This is a genomic window from Microbacterium sp. NPDC077663 (genome assembly GCF_044542795.1).
Lineage (GTDB): Bacteria > Actinomycetota > Actinomycetes > Actinomycetales > Microbacteriaceae > Microbacterium.
Genome location: NZ_JBITVE010000001.1, coordinates 1,392,182 through 1,414,654, shown reverse-complemented (window position 1 = coordinate 1,414,654; position 22,473 = coordinate 1,392,182). Strand labels below are relative to the sequence as shown.

Sequence of the window (22,473 nt, the reverse complement as noted above, 5' to 3'; positions counted from 1 at the left end):
GCCGCGAAAGAACCCGTCTTGTCTCGCCCCTGCCGCTTCGAGCGCTCCTTCGTTCGTGTCTGCCTGCCACGGGTAGGGATCTGATATGTCCGAGAGCGTTCCGACGGCGTCGCCCGTCGATGTGGGTGATGACGGTGCAGCTCCCGCCGCAGGCGGCGATTGGCTCGGTCGCAGATGGCGCGCCCTCATCTCTCCACGAGGTGAGAGGCAGCAGATTCGCTCGCGTCGGCCGAAGCGACCGGGCAATACGATCCCGCTCAAGGCCCTGGCGCCCGACTACCAGCGCGAGCATCACCAGGTATATCTCGACCTCCTCGAACGGGCGTTGCGTCACCCGGACACGCGCAGCATCGCTCTCACTGGCTCATACGGCTCCGGGAAATCGAGCGTTCTGCGGGCACTCGGCCGCAGGTGGTGGCGCCGACGGCGCATCGTGGAGCTCTCGCTCTCGACACTCGATCCTGACCTCGTCCCTCCTGCCCAGGTGCAGAACCCGGCGGAGCGCGAGAAGAGCAACCAGATCCAGAAGGAGCTCGTCAAGCAGCTCCTGTACCGACTGCCGCCCGGGCGAACTCCGCGTTCGCGCTTCCCGCGTGCCTCAAAGCCCAGTTGGCGCATGGGGCTACTGGTGGCGGCCACGGCGGCCACGACGGTCGGAATCGTCTGGGTTGTGGCTCTTCTCGCGGGATGGAACTCAGGGATCACGCAGCGGATCGAGGAAGTTGGGTGGTCCGCGCCCTGGTTCTGGGCTGCTGCCGCAGCGGTCGCTGCACTTGTTGCCACCGCGGCGTGGCGGGTGCTCGCGGGACGTTACGCGCTCCAAGCGGGGCTGAAAGCCGGAGCGGTTACCGTCAGCCTGGCCCCAACGTCGTCGAGCTACTTCGATCAGTATCTCGACGAGATCATGTACTTCTTCCAGGTCAGCAAGGCCCGGATCGTGCTCATTGAGGACGTCGACCGGTTTGACGACGCCGTCGTCTTCGACACGCTGCGCGCCCTCAACACCCTCATCAACAGCTCGCGCCAGGTGGGTCGGCGAGTGATATTCGTGTATGCGATCCGGGACAGCGTGCTCGGGCGCATCGGAGCGAGGAAGACGACGACACAGTCCACTCCTCACGACCCAGCCGCGGTCGGTACGACTCCAACCACCCTGGAGATCGACAAAGCGAATCGGGCAAAGTACTTCGACGTGATCATCCCGATCGTTCCGTTCGTCACAGCCGACAACGCCCGAGATCTCATGATGGACATCATGCGACCGCACCTCGCGCGCAGCGAGGGGTCACCGGGGATCTCACCGGCGGTCATCCGGCTTGCAGCGCGGCATGTTGCCGACATGCGCACGCTGCTGTCGATTCGGAATGAGTTCGAAGTTCACCTGGACCGACTGATGACTTCCGCGCGGTCACCGATGCCGGACATCAGCCACGACATCGTCTTCTCTCTCGTGCTCGTGCGTGCAACGAGTCCCGACACATACGAAGGGATTCGACTCAAGACCAGTCCGCTGGACGACCTGAACGCCCGTTGGCTGACGCTTGTCGATGACAACCTTGGGTCGCTCACCGCGAAGCTGACCCAGCTTCGAACCCAACTTGAGACCGGCGCCGCCCTCAATCTCCGTCTTGAGCAGGCCGCAGCCGCACTCGACGAGCGCCGCGCCGAACTTTTCGAGCTTGCACAAGGGCTCACCCCCGAGCGAGTCCAGTTCGGCGGCCCGCTGGCGGACGACAACTTGGCAAACCTGACGGGATGGCAGCAGATCGCCGACGGGCAGATGCTCAGCCTGACCTTCTTTTCCAAGCCGGATCGATTTGGACAGCGCCAATCGAGGTCGTCCACGGTTGGGCGCCTCGTGCTCGCGCGTCTCCTGGGTATGCCGATCACACCGGACTCATGGCGGACCGCTGACGTGAAGGACCTCAACGATCAGATCACGTCCACCGAGGCGGAGATCACGTTCCTGAGGCACCACACCTGGGCCCAGATCCACAGGCGTCCCGATCTCACCGTTCGTGCGCTTGAGAAAGAGGCTGCGAATGAAGCTCGGCGCAGGCCACCGGATGAGGCCCTGACCCGGGCGGGATCTGCGGCTTCGGACCGGCTCAGTTTCGGAGGACTCGTTCAGGAGTATGCGCCGAGTGAACTTGTCGCCGACTTGATCGCGCACGGCTACTTGCCGCGCCATTTCGCAAGATACGCATCGACCTTCTACGGCAGGGTCGTCGGACTCAATGCCACCGAGTTCATCTCGCGGGCGATCGAGCCAGGCGTGCCAATCACCGAATACGAACTCAGCGAGAAGGACATCGCCCAGGTGCTCGCAGAGCAGCAAGCGATAGCTGACGACGCGGACTTGTTCGACGACCCGAGCATCTACAACCTCGACATCGTCGACTACCTCATCACCCACCGGCAGCGAGCCGCGCAGCGGGTAGCTGATCACCTCGCTACAAGATGGGGTGAGACCGAACAGACCTTCGTCAGCCGGTTCTTCCAGCGGGCCGACATCGACCATGCAGCCGAGCTCGTGTCGATGATGGCTCCCAAGTGGCAGAACGCGCTTCAATTCACCGTCGAAGAAGCCGAACTCGCACCGGCCTCCCGGCTTCGTTTGACAGACGCCGTCCTGTGCTCCATCGGCGCAGAGGAGCGAGATGAACTCGGGCCTGAGGTCGGGCAGTACCTATCCGCCAACTACCAGCAGCTCGCCACCGTCATCGCGCCTTCGACTCCCGAGCTCGCCTCAACCGTGATGGCTGTTCTCGCTGAGGCTGGCTCCACGATCGCCGACCTCAGCCCGCTCAATCTCGACGCGATCAACGCGGCGACACGACTGAGCATCTACCCGGTGACCGCCCCGAACCTGCAGGCAATCGGTGGCGCCGAGGTGGTTCCCCTCGACGTCTTGCGTTCTCGGGCAGACGGCACGCAGATCTACGAACACATGCTCACGCATCTGGCCGACTATCTCGAAGCTCTCAGCGCGCTCGACCCTCCCGCTACGCCAATCAAAGACCCCGCGAACTTCATCGCGGTTCTCAACGAAATCGCTGCCAGACCGGCGGGCACCCTCCTCGACGAGTTCATCTCCGCCACCGACGGCACATGCATGGTTCCCAGCCTCGACGACGCGGCTCCATCAGCATGGCCAGCCATCGTCAGGAATAGGAGAACCGGCGCAACGTTCGAGAACATCGACCGCTACGTGAACGAGCACGAGCTCGACGTCACGCTCGGTGAGTTCCTCTCGGAACGCGGAAGCGTCACGACGGCGGCCGCGACCCCGCAGGCTGCGAAGTCAGCGCTGGCTGCCAAGATCCTCGCCGCCCGGGACTCGCTCACCGACCCCGCGACGCGAGTCAAGCTCGTGGCGTCCATCGACCCGGGCGTGCTTCCGATCACGCACCTTGGACCACAGGACGGCGCACTTGTCGGGCTACTACTCAGCGAAGGCCTACTAGCGGACGAACCGGCCACCTTCTCCGCGGAACTGCTCTCAGACTGGGGCGACCTCGAGAGCGCCATCCAAGCTTCCGAGAGCTTTGCCGGGTTTGCTGACGCAACCACTCTGCCTCCCCGCCACCTGGCCGCGGCGCTCGCCAGCAACAACGTCGCAGCGGACGTTCGGGACGAACTGGCCGCGAAGCTGACTACCTTGCTTGTCGGTGCAACAGGAGCCGATGCCACCGCCGTTGCCAACGGGCTCGCACGACAGGGCAAGCAGCTCGACCTCGAACGGATCGAGTCGCTACGCGCATCGGGCGCCACCCACCGTTCCCTCGTGCATCTCGCATCTGTTCAAGGCGACGGCCTGTCGACCGCAGAGCTCAGAACGCTTCTGCTCGCGATGGGTGGGGAGTACCAGCGCCTGGCAGCAGGCGGGAACGGTATCGTGCGCTTTGATGTCGACGACAACCATCGAGCCGTGCTCGCCCGACTCGACGGGACGACGCACACCGGCGCGAAAGAGGGGGTCACGCTGAGACACGGAAGGAAGCTCGAGGCGAACCTCAAGCAGGCTCCTGCGATTCAATAGCGGATTCGTACCTAGGTTAGGAGGCGCCGGGCGGCTCGTCGAGCCGGACGAGGCTACGGAGGCGGAGCGGCTGGGGATGAGCCGGGACCAATCCGGGACCAGAACCATGCAATCCATGCAACGCATGACGCGAAAAAGGGCCCTCTGCAATGCAGGAGGCCCGGAAAATGAAGGAACCGGCCTGACACGGGCACCTGGGGGTCAAGGGGTCGCAGGTTCAAATCCTGTCATCCCGACGGTCACGAAAGGCCCGGAATCTCAATCGAGGTTCCGGGCCTTTCGCATCTGCTCGCTCTGCCCGCTGCCCCTGCCACGCGACGACCGCCTCGATGTCGACCACCCGACGGATACCCGTCCGATCAGGACGACGGGTGGGGGAGATCGTCTGTCGCGCAGCGCTTCCGGCGCCGACGGTCTGCGATGTCTCGCCATGCGATTGCACTTAGGTGAGATGTATGATGTACTAGCTCTCGCCGTCGCCCGACGGCCCTGTCGTCAACGACGTCGACCAGAAAAGGACGCGCAATGGCATCACAGCTTCGACGCTCACGCCTCGTTCCCCGCACCATCGCCCTCGCCACCGGCATCGCCGCGCTCGTCGCGCTGACTGCCTGCTCAGCCGGGTCGGCAGCCCCCGGTGACAACTCCTCCTCGGACTATGGTTTCGAAACCGTCGAGCAGGATGCATCCGCCCCCATCACCGTCTGGGTGGATTCCTCGCGCGAGCCCATCGCCAAGGCGTTCCAGGCCGCGAACCCCGACATCACGGTCAACATCGAGACTTACGACGGCAACTCGGGTGGCAGCGACTCGTTCAAGACCAAGATCGCGCTCTTCGACCAGTCCGACTCCGGCTGGCCGGACGTCGTCTTCTCGACCCAGCAGAACGACACCTCGTGGACCAGCGTCTCGAACAACGGCGGCAAGCCCTTCGCCGCGGTCCTCAACAAGGGTCTTCTCTCGGACGACTTCCTGAACGGCTTCACGAAGGGCGCGCTCGACCCGATGACGGTCGACGGCAATGTGTTCGGTGTGCGCAACGACCTCGCCCCCGTCGTCTACTGGTACAACGACGCTCTCATGAAGGAGTTCGGCTACGACGTCCCGCAGACGTGGGAGGACTACGAGGCCCTCAGCGACAAGGTCGCCGAGGAGCACCCCGGCTACATCCTCGGCTCGGTCGGCGACAGCTTCCAGGGCCCGTACATCTACTACTGGGGCGGCGAGGCCCCGATCTTCCAGGTGAAGGACGGCGCTTTCACGAGCGACTTCTCCGACCCGAACTCCGAGAAGGTCACCGAGCTCCTCGACCACATGATCGCCAACAAGACGCTCGTCAACGACAGCGTCTTCGGGGCGGAGTTCGTGCAGAAGTACGGTGACAAGATCCTCGGAATGCCGGGCCCGGCCTGGTACTCCGGCGCGCTGTTCCAGAACAAGGACAGCCTCAACTCGCCGGCCGGCACGATCGGCGCCTCGGCGCCGCTCTACTGGGACGGCTCCGACAAGGTGACCGGCAACGTCGGCGGTGGTGTCTGGTACGGATCGAGCCACTCCACCAACCTCGAGGCCGTCGCGAAGCTCCTAGAGTTCGTGACGAGCTCGGATGACGCGGTGAAGCTCGCGTCCGGCCTCCCGGCCTACGACTCCGCCGCCAAGACCTGGCTCGACCAGCAGGCCGGCTCCGGATACTACGTCGGCGACTTCGCCTCGGCCGTGTCGACGGCCGCCTCCAGTGTGTGGAGCGGGTGGGGCTACCCCTCGTTCAGCGTGGAGACTGCTTACGCATCGGTCGTCATCCCGGGAATCTCCGACGGAAAGACCATGGCGGAACTGGTCCCCGCGCTCCAAAAGGAGTACGAGAACCAGGCCACCGTGCAGGGCTACACCGTCAACTAATCGCCGGAGGGGCGGCGTCACGCGGCGCCGCCCGAACAGAGGAAAGCATCATCACCACTCCACTGATCGCTCCCGCCGCCGCCGCGGTCTCCTCGGAGGCCCGGCGGGGGCGGGAGCCCCGTGTCATCCGCCGTCGCCCCGACCGCTCGCAGAGCGTGATCGGATACGTCTTCGTCTCGGGGTACGGCCTGCTCCTCCTGGCGTTCGGGCTCCTGCCGACGCTGTACGCCGTGTTCCTGTCCTTCACGAAGGACGGCGTCTTCGCAGGACTGGACAACTTCGTCCGCGTCTTCTCGGACTACCGGTTCCTGCCGGCGGTGTCCCACGTCGCGGTCTACCTCGTGTTCTACCTGGCTGCCCTGCTGGTCTTGGTCGTGCTGCTGGCCCTCCTGGTCCACGGTCTCGGACGGCGCTGGCTCTCCACGGGTCACCGCTTCGTCTTCTACATCCCCGGCGCCCTCGCGGGTGCGTCGAGCGTCATGCTCTGGCTGTTCCTGCTCGACCCGACGGTGAGTCCGGTCGCCTTCCTCCTGCGCGGCTTCGGACTCGACAGCTTCGTGCAGACCGTCTCCGTCGACAACCTGCCGATCATCTTCACCGTCATCGCGTTCTGGACCGGTGCCGGCGGCTGGGTCGTGATCATGTACGGAGCGCTGAACAACATCTCCGGCGACGTCCTCGAGGCGGCCCGGATCGACGGTGCGGGCCCGGTGAAGACCGCTGTGCACATCCAGATCCCGCTCCTGCGCAAGTGGATCTCCTACATGGCGATCATGTCCCTCGCCGCAGGCACTCAGCTGTTCGTCGAGCCCCGCGTCCTGTCGCAGGCCTCGAAGGGGGTCGTACCGCCGGACTACTCGATCAATCAGCTCGCCTACCTCTATGCCTTCCGTCAGGGTGACTTCAACGGGTCCGCGGCGATCTCCCTCCTGCTGCTCGTCGTCGCGGCGGCGCTGTCGGCGATCTTCGTCTTCCGAGGAGGACTCTTTGAACGCGACTGATCTCGCCACCCGTGCCCGTTCGGCGAAGCGCGCCGACCTCTCGCCAGCCCGGTGGATCGGGCGCGCGCTGGTCGTCGTCATCCTGGCCGTGTTCGTGCTCTTCTTCGCCGTCCCGATCGTGTGGCTCCTGCTCGCCCCGACGAAGACCGCGCGTCAGCTCCTGCTCGACGGGCCGTTCGCTTTCGGCAGCTTCGGGACTCTGGTGAGCAACTGGACCGAGTTGATGCAGTTCCAGAACGGCGTCGTCTGGGCCTGGATCGGCAACTCCGTGCTGTACACGGGCGCTGCGTTGGTCCTCACCCTGGTGGTGACGATCCCCGCCGGCTACGCCCTCGCGATGACCGAGTTCCGCATGCGCAAGTCGCTGCTGGTCATCACCCTCGTCGTCATGCTCATACCGAGCACCGCACTCGTGCTGCCGATCTTCCTCGAGATGTCGGCCCTCCGCCTGGTCGGCAATCCGCTCGCGGTGATCCTGCCGTTCTCCTTCTTCCCGTTCGGCGTGTACCTGACGTACATCTACTTCTCGACGAGCGTGTCGAGGGACCTGTTGGATGCCGCACGCATCGATGGCGCAGGGGAGTGGCGCGTGTTCGCCCGAGTGGCCATGCCGCTGGCGACGCCCGTCATCGCCCTCGTGGGGTTCTTCAACGTCGTCGGCAACTGGAACAACTACTTCCTGCCGTTCGTCATGGCGCCTGGTCGTAAATCACCTGTCCAGGTCGGTCTCGCCGAGCTGCTCTCCAACGTGCCGCTGTTCAATCCCACCAGTTCCGCGTCGATCACGATCTCGCTGCCGGTGCTCGCGCTCGCCACACTCGTGTCGGTCGGCCCCGTGCTGATCATCTTCCTGTTCTCGCAGCGGTTCCTCGTGACGGGCATGACGGCCGGAGGGACGAAGGAATGACGCCCGACATCCCCGCCGTCCGCCGCTTCGGCATGGCCGCCCGCCTCGTCCCCGAGAAGCGTGCCGAGTACCTCGAGTTGCATGCGAATGTCTGGCCGCAGGTCGAAGCCACGATCACGGCGTGCGGCATCCGGAACTTCACGATCTTCGTTCTCGACGACGTGATCCTCGGATACTACGAGTACGTGGGCGATGACTATGAGGCTGATCAGGCCCGGATGGCCGAGGACCCCGTCACGCAGAAGTGGTGGTCGTACACCGCGCCGTGCCAGCTGCCGTTCCGACCCGGCTCCGACGCTCCGAACTGGGAGCACTTCGTCGAGGTGTGGCACCAGGACTGACGCGCGTCGTTCGCAGCCTTCTCAGGGCTTGCGAGCGGTGGGCTGGCGGCGGCGCTGCCACGCATCGAGGATGTGGGCGCGCATGGCGGCCTCGGCAGCGGTGGCATCACCGGCCTCGATCGCTTCGAGGACCCTCCGGTGCTCGTCGAGCGTCAGGTGGAAGACGTCCTTCGACGGGTTCGTCGTGAACCGTGCCGACTCGCGCGCACGGGAATACAGGGTGCGGGTGATGCTCTCGGCGAGGGGGATCTGGGACTGCTGCATGACGACGAGGTGGAACCGCATGTCCGCTTCGTTGTATTCGTCCTCGTGCTCGATGGTCGATTCCATGTGCTCGAAAGCGGCCCGCAGTGCGGCCAGCTCGTCGGGTGTCCGACGGCCGGCGGTGGCGGCCGCCATCGCGCCCTCCAGTGCGCCGCGCACGACGGCGAGGTCGTCGAGGACACCGAGGGATGCGTCGTTCTCGAGCATCACCTGCAGGACGACGGGGTCGAGGACGTTCCAGGATTCCCGAGTCCTCACCGTCGTGCCGCTTCCCTGCACGACGGCGACGAGACCCTTCTCCTCGATGCGCTTGATGGATTCACGGATGACCGTGCGGCTCACGCCGAAGTGGGCGCTCAGTTCCGTCTCGATGGGCAGCATGGCGCCCTCGGCGATCTCGCCGGTGATGATCGCGGTGACCAGATCGTGGACGACGGCGACGCCGAGGCGGGTGACCGGCGTGCGGGCCGCCTGGCGGTCGAAGACGCGAGCGGGCGATCCGTCCGCACGAACATCATTCATCTGAGCATTCTATGCACGGTGGGGTTCGGCGTCGGGGAGCGCGGGGCTCGCGTCCCCGGTGAGCGTGAGACCGGCGCGCAGTGGGCGGACGTGGGGCCCGGCCGACTGCAGCCAGTCGCCGTCATGATGCACCGCCGCGATCGCCGCTTCGTCGATCTCGATGCCGCTGCCGGGGGAGTCGCCGAGCACGATCCCCCCGTCGGCGATCTGCTCGTCGACGGTGACACCGAACGGCGCACCGAGGTCCTGCACCTCTGCAGTGAGGTGATTGGGGACCGACGCCGCCGCGTGTGCGACCGCTGGATTGCTCGTCAGCCCGACCGGGCTGATCGGCAGGTCGCGGGCGTGCGCGGCGTAGGCGAGCCGGAGGAAGTGGGTGATACCCCAGACGGCACCGGTCTGCACGATGTCGACGGCGCCGAGGTCGAACAGCTCACGGAACTGCTCGAGTCCGGTGAGGTTCTCCCCGGTCGCGACGGCCGCCTTCACCGACTGGCTGAGCCGGGCGTGCCCGCGGGCGTCCCACCGGCGCAGTGGCTCCTCGATCCAGGTGAGGTCGAGCTGAGCCTCCACCGCGGCGACGTACCGGATCGCCTGCTTGAGGTTCCACGATTCGTTGGCGTCGAGCATGAGTGCCGGATGGCGGGAGTTGCGCGACAGCGCATCGCGGACGACGCCCAGACGGCGGATGTCGGCGTCGAGGTCGCGACCGCCCTTGAGCTTGCCGCTCGTGAAGCCACGCTCGGCCATGTCCGCATAGAACCGGGCGAGCTGGTCATCCCTGAGGGCGATGTCCAACCCGGAGGCGTAGCCCGGCACGAAGCGGTCGCGGCCGCCGAGGAGACGCCACAGCGGTTCGCCGAGCAGCTTCGCCTTGATGTCCCAGAGCGCCGCGTCGAGCGTCGCGATACCGCCGAAGGTCGCCCCGTTGTGGCCGGCCTTGAAGACGTGGGCGAGCATCCCGTCGTACAGCGACGAGACCCCCCGCGGGTCCTGGCCCTCGAGGGCGGGGAAGATGCGAGCGATGTCATGGTCGCTGCCGATGCCGACACCCTCGACGCCGTCGTCGGTCTCGAGGATGACGATCGCAACCTCGGTGACGCCGGATGCGATGTAGCCGTTGACGTCGCCGACGGGCCGACCCCAATCGCGGTGGGTGCGGACCGTGCGGTAGCCCGTGATCTTCATATCAACCTTGACATTCTTCAGGGATGGTCTGCGATAGAGCATACATCATATGAACGATGAGCAGCGAGCATCTCGTCACCGGTCCGACCGCCTTAAGCTCGTCCGGTGGGCATCGGGGAGTGGGTCGCGCCGACGCGGCTCGGGCGGGACTTCCGCTGGCTGCTCGCCTCGTCCTGGACGAGCAACATCGGCGACGGCATCGCGCTCGCCGCAGCGCCCCTGTTGATCGCGTCGATGACGGATTCGCCGATCCTCGTCGCCGCCGGCGCCGTCCTGCAGTTCCTGCCGTGGCTGCTGTTCGGGTTGCATGCGGGGGCGATCGCCGACCGGCTCGACCGGCGGCTTCTCATCATGGTCGCCAACGGCGTCCGGGCCCTCGTCCTGGTGGCGTTGTGCGCCTTCCTCGTGACGGGTGCCGCAAGCATCTGGCTCGTGCTGATCGTGGCGTTCGTGTACGGATGCGCCGAGGTCTTCGTCGACACCACCAGCAGCACGCTCCTGCCGATGATGGTCCGCAAGGCGGACCTGGGTGTCGGCAACGCCCGGCTGCAGGCGGGCTTCCTCGTGGCCAATCAGTTCGGTGGCCCCCCGCTCGGCGCTTTCTTGTTCGCCCTGGGGTCGTTCTGGCCGTTCAGCGTTCAGGCGGTGTCTGTCGCGCTCGCCGTCGTCCTCATCTCGCGGATCGCCGCGACACCTGCGCCGAAGAAGGCCACGGACTCGCCCCGGACGCCCGTCCACACCGACATCGCCGTCGGCATCCGCTGGTTGTGGCGCAATCCGCCGGTGCGGACCCTCGTCCTCATCATCCTGACCTTCAACGTGACGTGGGCGGCGCCCTGGGGGGTCCTCGTGCTGTACGCCACGGACCATCTGGGGATGGGGCCGGTCGGCTACGGTGCGCTCAAGACGGCCTCGGCCATCGGCGGCCTCCTCGCCACCTTCTCATTCGGATGGCTCGAAAGGCGATTCTCCTTCGCGACCCTCATGCGTGTCTGTCTCAGTGCCGAGGTGGCGATGCACCTGGCGTTCGCGCTGACCACCTCGGGCACGGTCGCCTTCGTGATCATGGTCGCTTTCGGCGCCTATGCCTTCGTCTGGGGCACGATCTCCACCACCGTCCGTCAGCGGCTCGTCCCGCACGAGCTTCAGGGCCGCATCGCGTCGGTGAACATGGTCGGCGTCTTCGGCGGACTCGTCATCGGCCAGGCGATCGGCGGAGTGATCGCGCAGGTGTGGGGCCTCACCGCTCCGTGGTGGTTCGCCTTCACGGGAGCCGCGATCACCCTCGTACTCGTCTGGCGACCGATCAGTCACATCGCGGCCGCGCGGATCGACGACGAGACGGATGCCGCGGGCTGAGCGCTCTCGTGGCCCGCGGCATCCGTGCGATCAGAGGTCGGCGACCCGGATGAGGACCTTGCCGACGGTCGCCGCCTCGACGGCGTCGTGGGCGGCGGCGGTCTGCTCCAGCGTGAACCACGTCAACGGCAGACCGTGCTCCTCACCGACCGGGAGCGCGCCGTCCTCGAGGGCCTGCGTGATGTCGGCGACCGCGGCGTCGAGGGCGGGCTCTCCGACGGTGTAGAGGAGGACCCCCTGCACCCGGATGTTCTTCGCGAACGTCGGGCGGATCGGCATGCTGAAGGTGTCACCGTTGTCGTCGGCGTAGAACGCGATCACGGCGTGGCCAGCCGCGACCTCGGCGTCGAGTGCGGCGTTGGTGGCGAGCGACACCTCCACGATCTGGTCCACCCCGCCGGGGGCGATCTCGCGCACCTTCGATGCGACATCGCCCTGCGTGTAGTCGATGACGTGGTGCGCGCCGGCGGCGCGGGCGAGCTCCGCCTTGGCGTCCGAGCTGACGGTCGTGATCACGGTCGCGCCCGCCCATCGGGCGAGTTGGATCGCTGCGTGGCCGACCGCGCCGGCCCCGCCCGCGACGAGCACGGTGCGCCCGGCGAGCGCGCCCGGTGCCAGGCGCGCGGGACCGTCCTCGTGCACGGTCAACGCGCGATGCGCCGTGACGGCCGGCACGCCGAGACTGGCTGCGGTCGCGAAGTCGATGCCCTCGGGCAGGCGGATGGCGCGGGATGCCGGCACCACCGTGTACTCCTGCGCGGTGCCCGTGGGGCGCTGATGCTGCGCCAAGTGCACCCACACGCTGTCGCCGACCGTCAGGCCTGCGACATCCTCGCCCAGGGCGTCGACGACGCCGGCTCCGTCCTGGTTAGGGACCGTCTCGGCGAAGGACCCGCGCGTCGTGCCGCCGGAGCGCGATTTCCAGTCGGTCGGGTTCACGCCCGAGACGGCGATGCGCACGCGCACCTCACCGGGGCCGGGGGCGGCCACCTCACGGTCGACGAGGGACAGGACGTCGGATGCGCCCGGGGAACGGTAGACGATCGCCTTCATACCGACCTCAACCGCCTCCCGACGCCGAGCATTCCGGACCGGGGGATTGCCAGGCGCGATGTGACAGGGTCGGGGAGCGGCACGAGCTTCGTGCCGCGTGCAGGAAAGGGGGCCCCGTGCCCACCTGGCTCGAACACCTCTTCCACTCCCTCATCGGCCGGACCCGATCGCACGACGATCTTCCCGACCTCCGCGTGCTCCCGACATCCCGCGAGGATGTCACGCGCACCTACTACCTCGTCGACGACCCGGAGCGGCGCTCTCGCGACGACCGGCTCTACGTCCTCCGTGTCGGACGCGGTCACGGCGGCCGCGGACGCGACGTCGCCGTCCACTCCCACGGCCGCGTCATCGGGTTCCTCTCCACGGACTCCGCGACGACGCTCGCCGAACCGCTCGCCCGCCTCGGCGGCGCCGCGATCGTCAACGGCGCCGGGCCTCGTCCGGGCACGACCCGGCTGCGCGTCGATCTGCCGACGGCCGATGCGATGCGATCCCTCGCCGTGCGGAGCGGACGCTCGGCCCGCTGATCGCCGTCACCCGGCTCCCTCTGACAGGCTTTCGGTGTGATCGAGACGCTCGTCGGCCTGGTGGTCGCTCTCCTGGTGGTCGCGCTGACCACCGTCGTCGGCCGCTGGGCGGGCATCGCCGCGCCGATCCTCATGGTCGCGGTGGGTGTCGGCGGCAGCTTCCTCCCGATGTTCGACGACTTCGTCCTCGATCCGGAGTGGATCCTTCTCGGCATCCTGCCGCCCCTGCTGTACTCGGCTGCGGTCTCGATGCCCGCCATGCACTTCCGACGCGAGTTCGGCGCGATCGCCGGGCTCTCGATCTTCCTGGTCATCGGCACCGCCCTCGCTCTCGGCCTCTTCTTCATGCTCGTGATCCCGCAACTCGGGTTCGCCTGGGGGGTCGCCCTCGGTGCGATCGTGAGCCCGACCGACGCCGTCGCGACCGCGATCATCAAACGGACGCCGGTGTCCAAACGGGTGATCGCGATCCTCGAGGGCGAGAGCCTGCTCAACGACGCCACCGCGCTCGTCCTCCTGCGCACCGCCGTCGCGGCGGCCGCGGCATCCTTCTCCTTCTGGGGTGCGGTCGGCACGTTCGCCTACTCGGTCGTCGTCGCGGTCCTCATCGGCGCCGCGCTCGGGTGGCTGAACCTGACGGTCCGCAAGCGGGCCACCGATCCGACGGTGAACACCGTCCTCTCGTTCACGGTGCCCTTCCTCGCGGCCGTCCCCGCTGAACTCCTCGGCGCTTCAGGGCTCGTGGCGGCCGTCGTCGCGGGCATCATCACGGGGGTGGGCGGCCCCAGGGTGTTCTCGGCGCGTAACCGGCTCTCCGACGCGCAGAACTGGCGGACGATCGAGCTGATCCTCGAAGGGTTCGTGTTCCTGTTCATGGGGTTGCAGCTGACCTCGATCCTCTCGGACGTCGAGAAGGCGCACGAAGGCATCGCGCCCGCACTGCTGATCGCGGCCGGAGCCTGGCTCCTCACCGTCGTCGTCCGCGCGGCCTATGTCGCGCCGCTGCTCGCACTCCTGTCGATGAGCGCCCGCCGCATGCGCCGTCTCCAGCCGCGGCTCGAGACGATCGCGCAACGCCTCGAGAGCGAGGAAGGGGAAGCGCAGCTCGTCGACGCGTTCGCCCGCCGTGGACGTCGCGTCTCGCGGGGGACCGTCCGCCGTTTCGGTCCACGGGTCACGCGCGGCCTCGCCGACATCCGCTACTTCCAAGAGGCGCCGCTCGGCTGGCGCGAGGGCACCCTGGTGGTGTGGGCGGGCATGCGGGGGGCGATCACGCTGGCGGCCGCGCAGACGCTCCCCGAGGACACGCCCTTGCGTTCCGTGCTCGTCCTCGTCGCCTTCGGCGTCGCGGTCGTCTCGCTCGTCGGTCAGGGGGCGTCGGTCGCCCCCCTCGTCGAGGCGCTGACCCCTGCGGCGTCGGCGGACGAGACGAGCGAGCGCGAGCGGCAAGAGCGTCGGCACATCCTCGAGCTCCTGCGCGAGAGCGCGGCGTCCGTGCCCGCTCCCGAGCGTCCCACCGATGCCGATCGCGCTCGTATCTTCGAGATCGAGAGCACCCACCGACTCGCCGTCATCGACGCGCAGCGACGCGCTCTGCTCGACGCGCGCGACACCGGAACATTCGACGCGGATGTCCTCGCGCACGAACTGGCGGTGGTCGACGCCTCGCAGATCGCCATCGAGCTGCGCACAGGTCGCGCCTGATCGTCTCAGCGGCCGAGTGCCCGCGCGAGGTCCTCGACGTCCCTGTCGTCGTTGAACACGTGCAGGGCCACGCGGGCGTTTCCGGCGCGGCTGGACGCCACGATCCCCGCTGCGCGCAACCGGCTGACATCCGCGCCGCCCGCATCGCGCCATGTGACGATCGGCGTCGCCCGTGCCGGCGTCGGCAGGTCGAGTCGGCGGCGGAGGGCATCGGCTAGCCCGGTCACCTCGTCGCGCAGCCCCTGCGGATCGGCGGCCGCGAACAAGGCGAGCGCGGGCTCCGCGCCGACGAAAGCCTGCCAGGCGGGCGAGACGTCGAACCGTCGAGCGGATGCCGCCAGCGTCGCGTCCGTGCCGTAGCACGACGCCCACGGATCGGCGCCTGCGTACCAGCCCGCCTGGCGCGGCCCGATCGAGGTCGCGAAGTCCTCACGGAGGGTGAGGAACGCGACTCCACGCGGCGCGCACAGCCATTTGTAGGCGTGGCACACCAGCGCATCGAAGGCGTCGGCGGCCACCGGCATCCATCCGATCGCCTGCGTCGCGTCGCAGAGGGTGCGCGCCCCGTGGCGGTGTGCGGCTGCGACGATCGCGTCCGCATCGGCGACCGCGCCGGTCGCCGACTGCACGATCGAGAAAGCGACGAGGGTCGTGTCGTCGCTGATCGTGTCGGCGAGGTCGTCCAGGGGCGCCGTGCGCACGGTGATGCCGCGGCCGGCGTGGACGAACGGCAGCACGAGCGACGAGAACTCCCCGTCCGGGCACAGGACGATCGCGCCGTCGGGGAGGGATGCCGCGACGAGGCTCACCATCGCCGACGTCTGCGCCCCGAGCGCCACGGCGGCGGGATCGACCCCCACCAGCCGGGCGAACGACGCGCGGCACCGCTCGGCGCTCGCGGCGTAGCGCATCGGATCCGGCCAGGCGTCGAGGTCCGCCCGGACGGCGTCCCGCGTCGCGAGGGGTGGGATGCCGGCGGTGCAGGCCGCGACGTATCCGCGGGAGTCGGGGAACGCCGCGCGGACGGTCGCGGGGGAGAGGGGCATGCCTCCATCGTCCCGGCCGGGGATCGAGTGCACCACGGCAGGTATTGCATCTTGTGCATGACGTCGCGTTATATGTCCGCATGCCCCAACCTGTTCCCGACCTGTCCGTCGCAGAACTGCGCATCGTGAAAGCCCTCGCCGACACGGGATCCGTGACCGCCGCGGCGGCGGAGCTCGGCTACAGCCAACCCGCCGTCAGCCAGCAGATCCGCCGACTCGAGGCGCGGTTGGGGATGGCGGTCGTCGAGCGGGTGGGGCGGCGGATGCGGCTGACCGAGGCGGGCCGCATCCTCGCCCGTCATGCCGTCTCGATCACGACGGCGCTCGGTGCCGTGGCGGGCGAACTCGCCGACCTCGGCGGAGGGCGCATCGGCACCGTCAGGCTGGTCGGGTTCCCGTCCGCGTCACCGACCGTCCTGCCGCGACTCATGCGGCGCCTCGCCGAGTCGGACCCGGGTCTGTCGCTCACCTACGTCGAGGCCGAGCCCCCGGAGGCGGTCGCGGCCGTCCGCGCCGACCGGGCCGACATCGCCCTCACCTTCAGCCACTCCGGCGACGGCACCGACGCGCACGGCGACAGCATCCGCGGGCTCGACGCCCGGCGCATCGGCGCGGAGGATCTGCTCCTCGTGCTCCCGGACCGGCACGCGCGTGTCGTGGAGGACGTCGTCGACCTCGGTGGTCTCGCCGACGACGACTGGATCAGCGGGTGCCCCCGATGCCGCAGCCATCTGCTGGATTCGTGCTCGCGAGCGGGATTCGTGCCGCGCATCCGCTTCGAGACCGACAACGTGGCCGCCGTCGAACAGCTCGTCGCGCAAGGGGTCGGCGTCGCGACGCTGCCGCGCCTGGCCGTGGCATCCTTCCCCCTCGTGGCCGGGATCGTCACCCGCCCCCTGTCGTCCGGGGACCGGCGGGAGCTCCACGCCGTCTCCGCGCGCGGTGCGGCGCGGGTCCCCGCCGTCGCCACGGTGCTCCACCACCTCGCCGAGGCCGTCAGCGAGATGACGGGTGCCGATCCCGCAGCCGCGCGGGCGAAGTAGGGTGAGCCCCATGCATCAGCGTCCTCTCGCCGCCACCGGCCGTTCCGTCTCCGCCATCGGCCTCGGCACCTGGCAGCTCGGCGCCGACTGGGGCGATGTGTCCGAAGTCGACGCGCTCGATGTCCTGGCGACCTCGGTCGAGGCGGGCGTCACCCTCTTCGACACGGCCGACGTCTACGGCGACGGTCGGAGCGAAGGTCTCATCGGCCGCTTCCTCGCCGCACACCCGGGACACGGCGTCACCGTCGCCACGAAGATGGGGCGGCGTCTGCCGCAGGAGCCCGAGAGCTACACGTCCGCCCACTTCCGCGAGTGGACGGATCGTTCGCGGAAGAACCTCGGCACGGACACGCTCGACCTCGTGCAGCTGCACTGCCCGCCGTCCGCCGTCATCGAGGCGGACGAGACCTACGACGCGCTCGACGCCCTCGTCGACGACGGTGCGATCGCCGCGTACGGCGTCTCCGTCGAGACCTGCGCGCAGGCGCTCTCCGCGATCGCGCGTCCCGGGGTGAGCAACGTCCAGATCATCTTCAACCCGTTCCGACTCAAGCCGCTCGACGAGGTGCTGCCTGCCGCCGAGGCCGCCGGTGTCGCGATCTTCGCGCGGGTGCCGCTCGCGTCGGGACTTCTCAGCGGGCGGTACACGGCGTCGACGTCCTTCGCCGCGAACGACCACCGCACCTTCAACCGTCACGGCGAGGCGTTCGACCGTGGCGAGACGTTCTCGGGCGTCGACTTCGAGACCGGACTCGTCGCGGCGGAGGAGTTGAGCGCGGCTCTCCCGGACGGGGTGTCGCTGCCTGCGGCATCCCTCGCCTGGATCGCCTCCCGTCCCGGAGTCACCTCCGTCATCCCGGGTGCCCGCACGACGGCGCAGGCGCGGAGCAACGCCGATGCGGGATCGATCGACCCGGCCGTGCTCGAGACCTTCGCCTCCGCCGTGGTCGACGTGTACGACCGACGGCTGCGGGAGGACATCCACCCGCAGTGGTGATCGGGGTGGGGATGCCGCGCGCCGCCGCGTGCGCGACGTCGCTACCGTGAGGGCATGATCGTCGAGACCGCCGGGGTGCTCTTCCGCAGGGACGCGCGGAGGGACGACTGGTACTTCGTGCCCCTCACGCGGGAGGCCAGTGACGACATCCGCGAGGTGCCGCGACCCGAGCGGGGATTCGGGTCGATCCCGGTGCTCGTGTCCGTGGGCTCGTCGTCCTGGCGGACGTCGATCTTCCCCGACGCAGCCCGTGGCGTCTACGTGCTGCCACTCAAGCGGTCGGTGCGGGAGCGCGAGGGGATCTCCGAGGGAGACACCGTGCGCGCACGGCTCGACGTCCTGGACGGTTGAGACCGTGCCGGCCCCCTTTGCCGAGGTCGCGGGTCCTGTCGCGGTCACCGCGGTCGCGCTCGCCTTCGGCTGGCTCGGCGTCGCTTCCGTCGCGCTCGCCCTCATCGACGTCCGCACCCACCGTCTGCCGAACGCGTGGGTCCTCCCCGGGTATCCGATCCTCGGCGGACTGCTGCTCGTCGCCTGTCTCGCCGGAGCGCCGTGGTCGTCGCTGCTGCGGGCGGTGATCGGAGGCCTGGTGCTGTTCGCGTTCTACCTCGTCCTGCGCGCAGCGGGCGGCGGAATGGGCGGCGGAGACGTGAAGCTCGCCGGCGTCCTCGGCATGGCCCTCGGATGGACGGGCTGGCCCGCGCTCGCCGTGGGAGCTTTCGCCGGCTTCGTCTTCGGCGGCGTCTACGGCGCGATCCTGCTCGCCGCCCGGCGCGCCCACCGTCGCACCGCCGTCGCCTTCGGGCCATGGATGCTGCTGGGCGCGTGGACCGGCATCTTGTGGGGCGCCGAGACGGCGGCCCGTCTCGGTCTCTGAGCTCTCGATGCCAGATCGACGGCTCGGGCGCAAGGGACCCGGGTCGCGGCCGGAGCTTCGCTACCGTGAGACCATGGCCGACGAAACGAAGACCCCGCTCGTCCCGCGCCTGATCGCCCGCGCGCTGTCGTGGCGGATCGTCCGGGCCTACCTCCGGTACAGCGAGCGACGAGGACCCCTCCTCGCCGACAGCGTGACTTACCGCACACTGTTCAGCGTGTTCGCGGGTGTTCTCCTCGGCTTCTCGGTCGCCGCACTCTGGCTCTCCGGCAACCCCCAGGCGTGGCGCAGTCTCATCGACGCGGTGGACGGTGTCATCCCCGGGCTCGTCGGCGAGGGCGGGATCATCGACACCGAGGACCTCGGTCGCCCGATCGCGTTCTCCGTGGCCGGCGTGTTCTCCCTGGTGGGTCTCATCCTCGCGGCGATCGGTGCGATCGGGTCGCTGCGGACCTCCCTGCGGGTCATCGCCGACAAGGTCCACGACGACACCCTGATCTTCATCGTTCTCGGCCGCAATCTCGTCCTTGCCATCGTCATCGGCGCCGGGCTGGCTGCCGCCGCGGTCGCGACGGTACTGGGCACTGCCGGCGTCGGACTGGTGGCCGGCGTTCTGGGGGTCTCCGCCGAGAGCCCGGTGACGGTCGGCGTGAGCGCCGCCCTCGGCATCCTGGTCACGTTCATCCTTGACACCGCCGTGGTCGCGCTCCTGTTCCGTGCGCTCTCGGGCATCCGTCCCCCCGCGCGGGCGCTGTGGACGGGGGCGTTGCTCGGAGGATTCGGCCTGACCGTGCTGCAGCAGCTCTCGAGCCTGTTCGTGGGCGGCGCGGGCTCCAACCCGTTGCTCGCGACGTTCGCCGCGCTCATCGCGCTGCTGCTGTGGATCAACCTCTCGTGCCAGGTGATCCTCATCGCGTCGGCCTACATCGTCACGGCCACGCTCGAGAGTGAGGACCGCATGCGCCGGGTCCACGGCGCGACCACGCTCATCGAGCGTCGCGTGCAGACGGCTGAGGATCAGCTGACAGCGGCCACCGACGAACTGCACGCCGCCCGTGAGGCTCTGGCCGCCGAGCGCGCGTCGGGTTAAGCCCGTCGCCGCATCACCGCCTCGTCACCGCTGTGTGAACTCTGGCGCATCCACTCGATGCCGCCGGGTCGGGGTGTGTACCGTCGTACCGTGAAGAACCCGCGACTTCAGCCGAGCCACCCGATCGCCCTCGCACCCGTGCAGTCACCGGAGCCGACGGTCGACGGCTTCGTGACGCAGTACCTGCGCAACCTCAACAACGGTCGCGGAGTGGCCCTGTCGACCTCGACGGTCAACGACCGGTACTTCGCGCTCGCCGCCACCGTGCGCGACTACCTCATGGCCCGCTGGCTGGAGGACGTCCGTCGCCAGCGATCCACTCAGGCCAAGGGCGTCGCCTACCTCTCCGCCGAATACCTCCTCGGGCGACAGCTCGACAACAACCTCCTCGCCACCGGGCTCACCGACATCGCGGCCGAGGCCCTGGTCGCCTGCGGCCTCGATCTGGAGGACGTCCGCGCGCTCGAGGTCGAGCCCGGTCTGGGCAACGGCGGTCTCGGCCGGCTCGCGGCGTGCTTCATCGATTCGCTGGCGACGCTCGGCGTGCCGAGCATCGGGTACGGCATCCGCTACGAGTACGGCATCTTCCGGCAGACCTTCGTCGACGGCCAGCAGGTCGAACAAGCCGACTCGTGGCTCGCACTCGGCTCGCCGTGGGAGTTCCCGCACCCCGAGGCCGCGCAGACGATCTCCTTCGGCGGCCACACCGAGACCTACGACGACGAGGGCGTCCCGCGCTCGCGGTGGGTACCGGCCTGGAACGTCCTGGCGGTGCCGTACAACTACATGGTCCCCGGGTACCACAACGGTCGCGTCAACACTCTGCGGCTGTGGAGCGCACAGGCGACGCAGGGCTTCGACCTCCGCGTCTTCAATGCCGGCGACTACCAGGAGGCGGTGCGCGCCCAGACCTACGCCGAGAACATCTCGAAGGTGCTGTACCCCGAGGACTCCACCCCGCAGGGCAAGGAGCTGCGTCTGCAGCAGCAGTACTTCTTCGTCGCGGCATCCATCAGCGATTTCGTGAACCTCATCCTGCCGAGCGACTTCGATCTCGAGAAGCTGCCCGAACGGGTCATCTTCCAGCTCAACGACACCCATCCGGTCATCGGCGTGCCCGAGCTGATGCGTGTGCTCGTCGACGAGCGCAAGCTCGAGTGGGATGCCGCCTGGCGGATCACGCAGCAGTGCTTCGCCTACACGTGCCACACGCTGCTCCCCGAGGCCCTCGAGGTCTGGTCGGCCGACCTGCTCGGCCGCCTGCTGCCGCGGCACCTCGAGATCATCTATCGGATCAACGACGAGTTCCTCGAAGAGGTCCGCGAGCGTTTCGGCGATGACGAGGACCGGATCCGGCGGATGTCGATCATCTCGCCCGACGGCTCCGTGCGGATGGCTTTCCTCGCCACGGTCGCGGGATCCAAGGTCAACGGCGTCGCCGAACTGCACTCCCAGCTCCTGCGCGAGAAGGTGCTGCCCGACTTCGACGAGTTCTACCCGGGCAAGTTCACGAACGTGACGAACGGCGTCACCCCCCGTCGATTCATCCGGCTCGCGAACCCCGGTCTCTCGCGCCTCATCACCGACACGATCGGTCCGGGCTGGCTCACCGACCTCGACCGACTCCGTGAGCTCGAAGACCACGCCGACGATGCCGGCTTCCGCTCCGCGTTCCGCGCCGTGAAGGCGTCGAACAAGCGGGTGCTGGCGCGGACGCTCGCCGAGCGCGACGGGTTCACCGTCGCCGACGACCATCTCCTCGACGTCATGGTCAAGAGGCTCCACGAGTACAAACGGCAGACGCTCAAGCTCCTCCACATCATCACGGAGTACGACGCCATCGCCTCGGGTCGTGTCACCCCCGATCAGGTGACCCCGCGCACATTCGTGTTCGGGGCGAAGGCGGCGCCCGGGTATGCGATGGCCAAGCGCATCATCCACCTCATCAATGCCGTGGGCTCCGTCGTCAACTCGGACCCGCGGGTCGAGGGCCGTCTCGCCGTCCTCTTCCCGCCGAACTACAACGTCACCCTGGCCGAGCGGGTCGTCCCCGCGGCGGACCTCTCGGAGCAGATCTCGCTCGCCGGCAAGGAGGCATCGGGGACGGGCAACATGAAGTTCGCCCTCAACGGCGCTCTCACGATCGGCACGGACGACGGGGCCAACGTCGAGATCCGCGAGCTCGTGGGCGACGAGAACTTCTTCCTGTTCGGGATGTCCGAGCCCGAGGTCGCCGATCTGCAGACCCGCGGCTACCACCCGATCGACTTCGTCCGTGCCGACGAGAACCTGTCGCGGGCGCTCGATCTCATCTCGTCGGGCGCCTTCTCGGGAGGAGACGGATCGGTGTTCGAACCAGTCGTGTCGAACCTCATCCACCACGACCCGTTCATGGCCCTCGCGGACTACACCGATTACGTCGCGGCGCAGAAGCGGGTCGACGCGCTCTACGCGGATGAGGACGCCTGGACGCGGGCCGCGATCCTCAACGTCGCGCGGTGCGGGTTCTTCTCCTCCGACCGGTCCATGCGCGACTACATCGATCGCATCTGGCACACGCCGCCGCTCGTCTGACGCCCCCGGATAGCACCGCGCAGACGGTGTGACAAG

Annotated in this window: 18 protein-coding genes; 14 read left to right on the top strand and 4 right to left on the bottom strand. The window is 68.3% G+C overall.

Annotation, left to right across the window (positions count from 1 at the left end; all coding sequences use genetic code 11):
- The first annotated feature begins 85 nt into the window (after window positions 1–85).
- From ACIGEP_RS06935 to ACIGEP_RS06915, 5 genes are all read left to right on the top strand, one after another.
- Window positions 86–4,042, top strand: coding sequence for a hypothetical protein (locus tag ACIGEP_RS06935; protein ID WP_396660855.1), 3,957 nt, complete (start codon window positions 86–88; stop codon window positions 4,040–4,042).
- 525 nt (window positions 4,043–4,567) lie between these two features.
- Window positions 4,568–5,941 carry an ABC transporter substrate-binding protein gene (locus ACIGEP_RS06930; RefSeq protein ID WP_396660854.1) on the top strand — a complete coding sequence of 458 codons (1,374 nt, stop codon included), beginning with the start codon at window positions 4,568–4,570 and terminating at the stop codon, window positions 5,939–5,941.
- A gap of 155 nt (window positions 5,942–6,096) precedes the next feature.
- Window positions 6,097–6,942 (top strand): carbohydrate ABC transporter permease, encoded by an 846-nt coding sequence (locus ACIGEP_RS06925; RefSeq protein ID WP_396660853.1) that lies wholly within the window; start codon window positions 6,097–6,099, stop codon window positions 6,940–6,942.
- Window positions 6,929–7,849 (top strand): carbohydrate ABC transporter permease, encoded by a 921-nt coding sequence (locus ACIGEP_RS06920; RefSeq protein WP_396660852.1) that lies wholly within the window; start codon window positions 6,929–6,931, stop codon window positions 7,847–7,849. The genes ACIGEP_RS06925 and ACIGEP_RS06920 overlap by 14 nt, the downstream gene beginning before the upstream one ends.
- Window positions 7,846–8,190: an L-rhamnose mutarotase gene (locus tag ACIGEP_RS06915; protein WP_396660851.1), complete on the top strand. Its 345-nt coding sequence runs from the start codon at window positions 7,846–7,848 to the stop codon at window positions 8,188–8,190. The genes ACIGEP_RS06920 and ACIGEP_RS06915 overlap by 4 nt, the downstream gene beginning before the upstream one ends.
- Window positions 8,191–8,211: 21 nt before the next feature.
- Here the strand turns inward: ACIGEP_RS06915 and ACIGEP_RS06910 are convergent, their stop codons facing one another.
- Together ACIGEP_RS06910 and ACIGEP_RS06905 are read right to left on the bottom strand one after the other, a co-directional pair.
- Window positions 8,212–8,976, bottom strand: coding sequence for a FadR/GntR family transcriptional regulator (locus tag ACIGEP_RS06910; protein WP_396660850.1), 765 nt, complete (start codon window positions 8,974–8,976; stop codon window positions 8,212–8,214).
- A gap of 9 nt (window positions 8,977–8,985) precedes the next feature.
- Window positions 8,986–10,164, bottom strand: a complete 1,179-nt coding sequence (locus ACIGEP_RS06905; protein WP_396660849.1) for a mandelate racemase/muconate lactonizing enzyme family protein — start codon at window positions 10,162–10,164, stop codon at window positions 8,986–8,988.
- A gap of 105 nt (window positions 10,165–10,269) precedes the next feature.
- Here ACIGEP_RS06905 and ACIGEP_RS06900 point away from each other — a divergent pair, with 105 nt between their 5' ends.
- The gene (locus ACIGEP_RS06900) at window positions 10,270–11,523 is read left to right on the top strand and encodes an MFS transporter (RefSeq protein WP_396660848.1); all 1,254 of its coding nucleotides are present in this window, start codon (window positions 10,270–10,272) and stop codon (window positions 11,521–11,523) included.
- A 30-nt stretch (window positions 11,524–11,553) separates the two neighbouring features.
- Here ACIGEP_RS06900 and ACIGEP_RS06895 read toward each other — a convergent pair whose 3' ends face one another.
- A complete protein-coding gene (locus tag ACIGEP_RS06895; protein ID WP_396660847.1) occupies window positions 11,554–12,576 on the bottom strand; it encodes an NADPH:quinone reductase in 1,023 nt (340 codons plus the stop codon).
- A gap of 116 nt (window positions 12,577–12,692) precedes the next feature.
- Between ACIGEP_RS06895 and ACIGEP_RS06890 the strand changes: the two genes are divergently transcribed.
- Together ACIGEP_RS06890 and ACIGEP_RS06885 are read left to right on the top strand one after the other, a co-directional pair.
- A complete protein-coding gene (locus tag ACIGEP_RS06890; protein ID WP_396660846.1) occupies window positions 12,693–13,106 on the top strand; it encodes a hypothetical protein in 414 nt (137 codons plus the stop codon).
- Between the two features lie 36 nt (window positions 13,107–13,142).
- The gene (locus ACIGEP_RS06885) at window positions 13,143–14,810 is read left to right on the top strand and encodes a cation:proton antiporter (RefSeq protein ID WP_396660845.1); all 1,668 of its coding nucleotides are present in this window, start codon (window positions 13,143–13,145) and stop codon (window positions 14,808–14,810) included.
- Between the two features lie 5 nt (window positions 14,811–14,815).
- On the opposite strand, the gene ACIGEP_RS06880 is transcribed toward ACIGEP_RS06885, so the two are convergent.
- The gene (locus ACIGEP_RS06880; protein ID WP_396660844.1) at window positions 14,816–15,856 is read right to left on the bottom strand and encodes an aminotransferase class V-fold PLP-dependent enzyme; all 1,041 of its coding nucleotides are present in this window, start codon (window positions 15,854–15,856) and stop codon (window positions 14,816–14,818) included.
- An 80-nt stretch (window positions 15,857–15,936) separates the two neighbouring features.
- Here ACIGEP_RS06880 and ACIGEP_RS06875 point away from each other — a divergent pair, with 80 nt between their 5' ends.
- The 6 genes from ACIGEP_RS06875 to ACIGEP_RS06850 all read left to right on the top strand — a co-directional run bounded on the left by ACIGEP_RS06875 (window position 15,937) and on the right by ACIGEP_RS06850 (window position 22,437).
- Complete coding sequence (locus ACIGEP_RS06875; RefSeq protein WP_396660843.1) at window positions 15,937–16,899, top strand: LysR family transcriptional regulator; 963 nt, start codon at window positions 15,937–15,939, stop codon at window positions 16,897–16,899.
- Window positions 16,900–16,909: 10 nt separating this feature from the next.
- Window positions 16,910–17,896 carry an aldo/keto reductase gene (locus ACIGEP_RS06870; RefSeq protein ID WP_396660842.1) on the top strand — a complete coding sequence of 329 codons (987 nt, stop codon included), beginning with the start codon at window positions 16,910–16,912 and terminating at the stop codon, window positions 17,894–17,896.
- Between the two features lie 54 nt (window positions 17,897–17,950).
- Window positions 17,951–18,247 carry a DUF1905 domain-containing protein gene (locus ACIGEP_RS06865; RefSeq protein WP_396660841.1) on the top strand — a complete coding sequence of 99 codons (297 nt, stop codon included), beginning with the start codon at window positions 17,951–17,953 and terminating at the stop codon, window positions 18,245–18,247.
- 4 nt (window positions 18,248–18,251) lie between these two features.
- Window positions 18,252–18,773, top strand: coding sequence for a prepilin peptidase (locus tag ACIGEP_RS06860; protein ID WP_396660840.1), 522 nt, complete (start codon window positions 18,252–18,254; stop codon window positions 18,771–18,773).
- A gap of 73 nt (window positions 18,774–18,846) precedes the next feature.
- Window positions 18,847–19,863, top strand: coding sequence for a YihY/virulence factor BrkB family protein (locus ACIGEP_RS06855; protein WP_396660839.1), 1,017 nt, complete (start codon window positions 18,847–18,849; stop codon window positions 19,861–19,863).
- A gap of 57 nt (window positions 19,864–19,920) precedes the next feature.
- Complete coding sequence (locus ACIGEP_RS06850) at window positions 19,921–22,437, top strand: glycogen/starch/alpha-glucan phosphorylase (RefSeq protein WP_396660838.1); 2,517 nt, start codon at window positions 19,921–19,923, stop codon at window positions 22,435–22,437.
- Window positions 22,438–22,473: the final 36 nt, after the last annotated feature.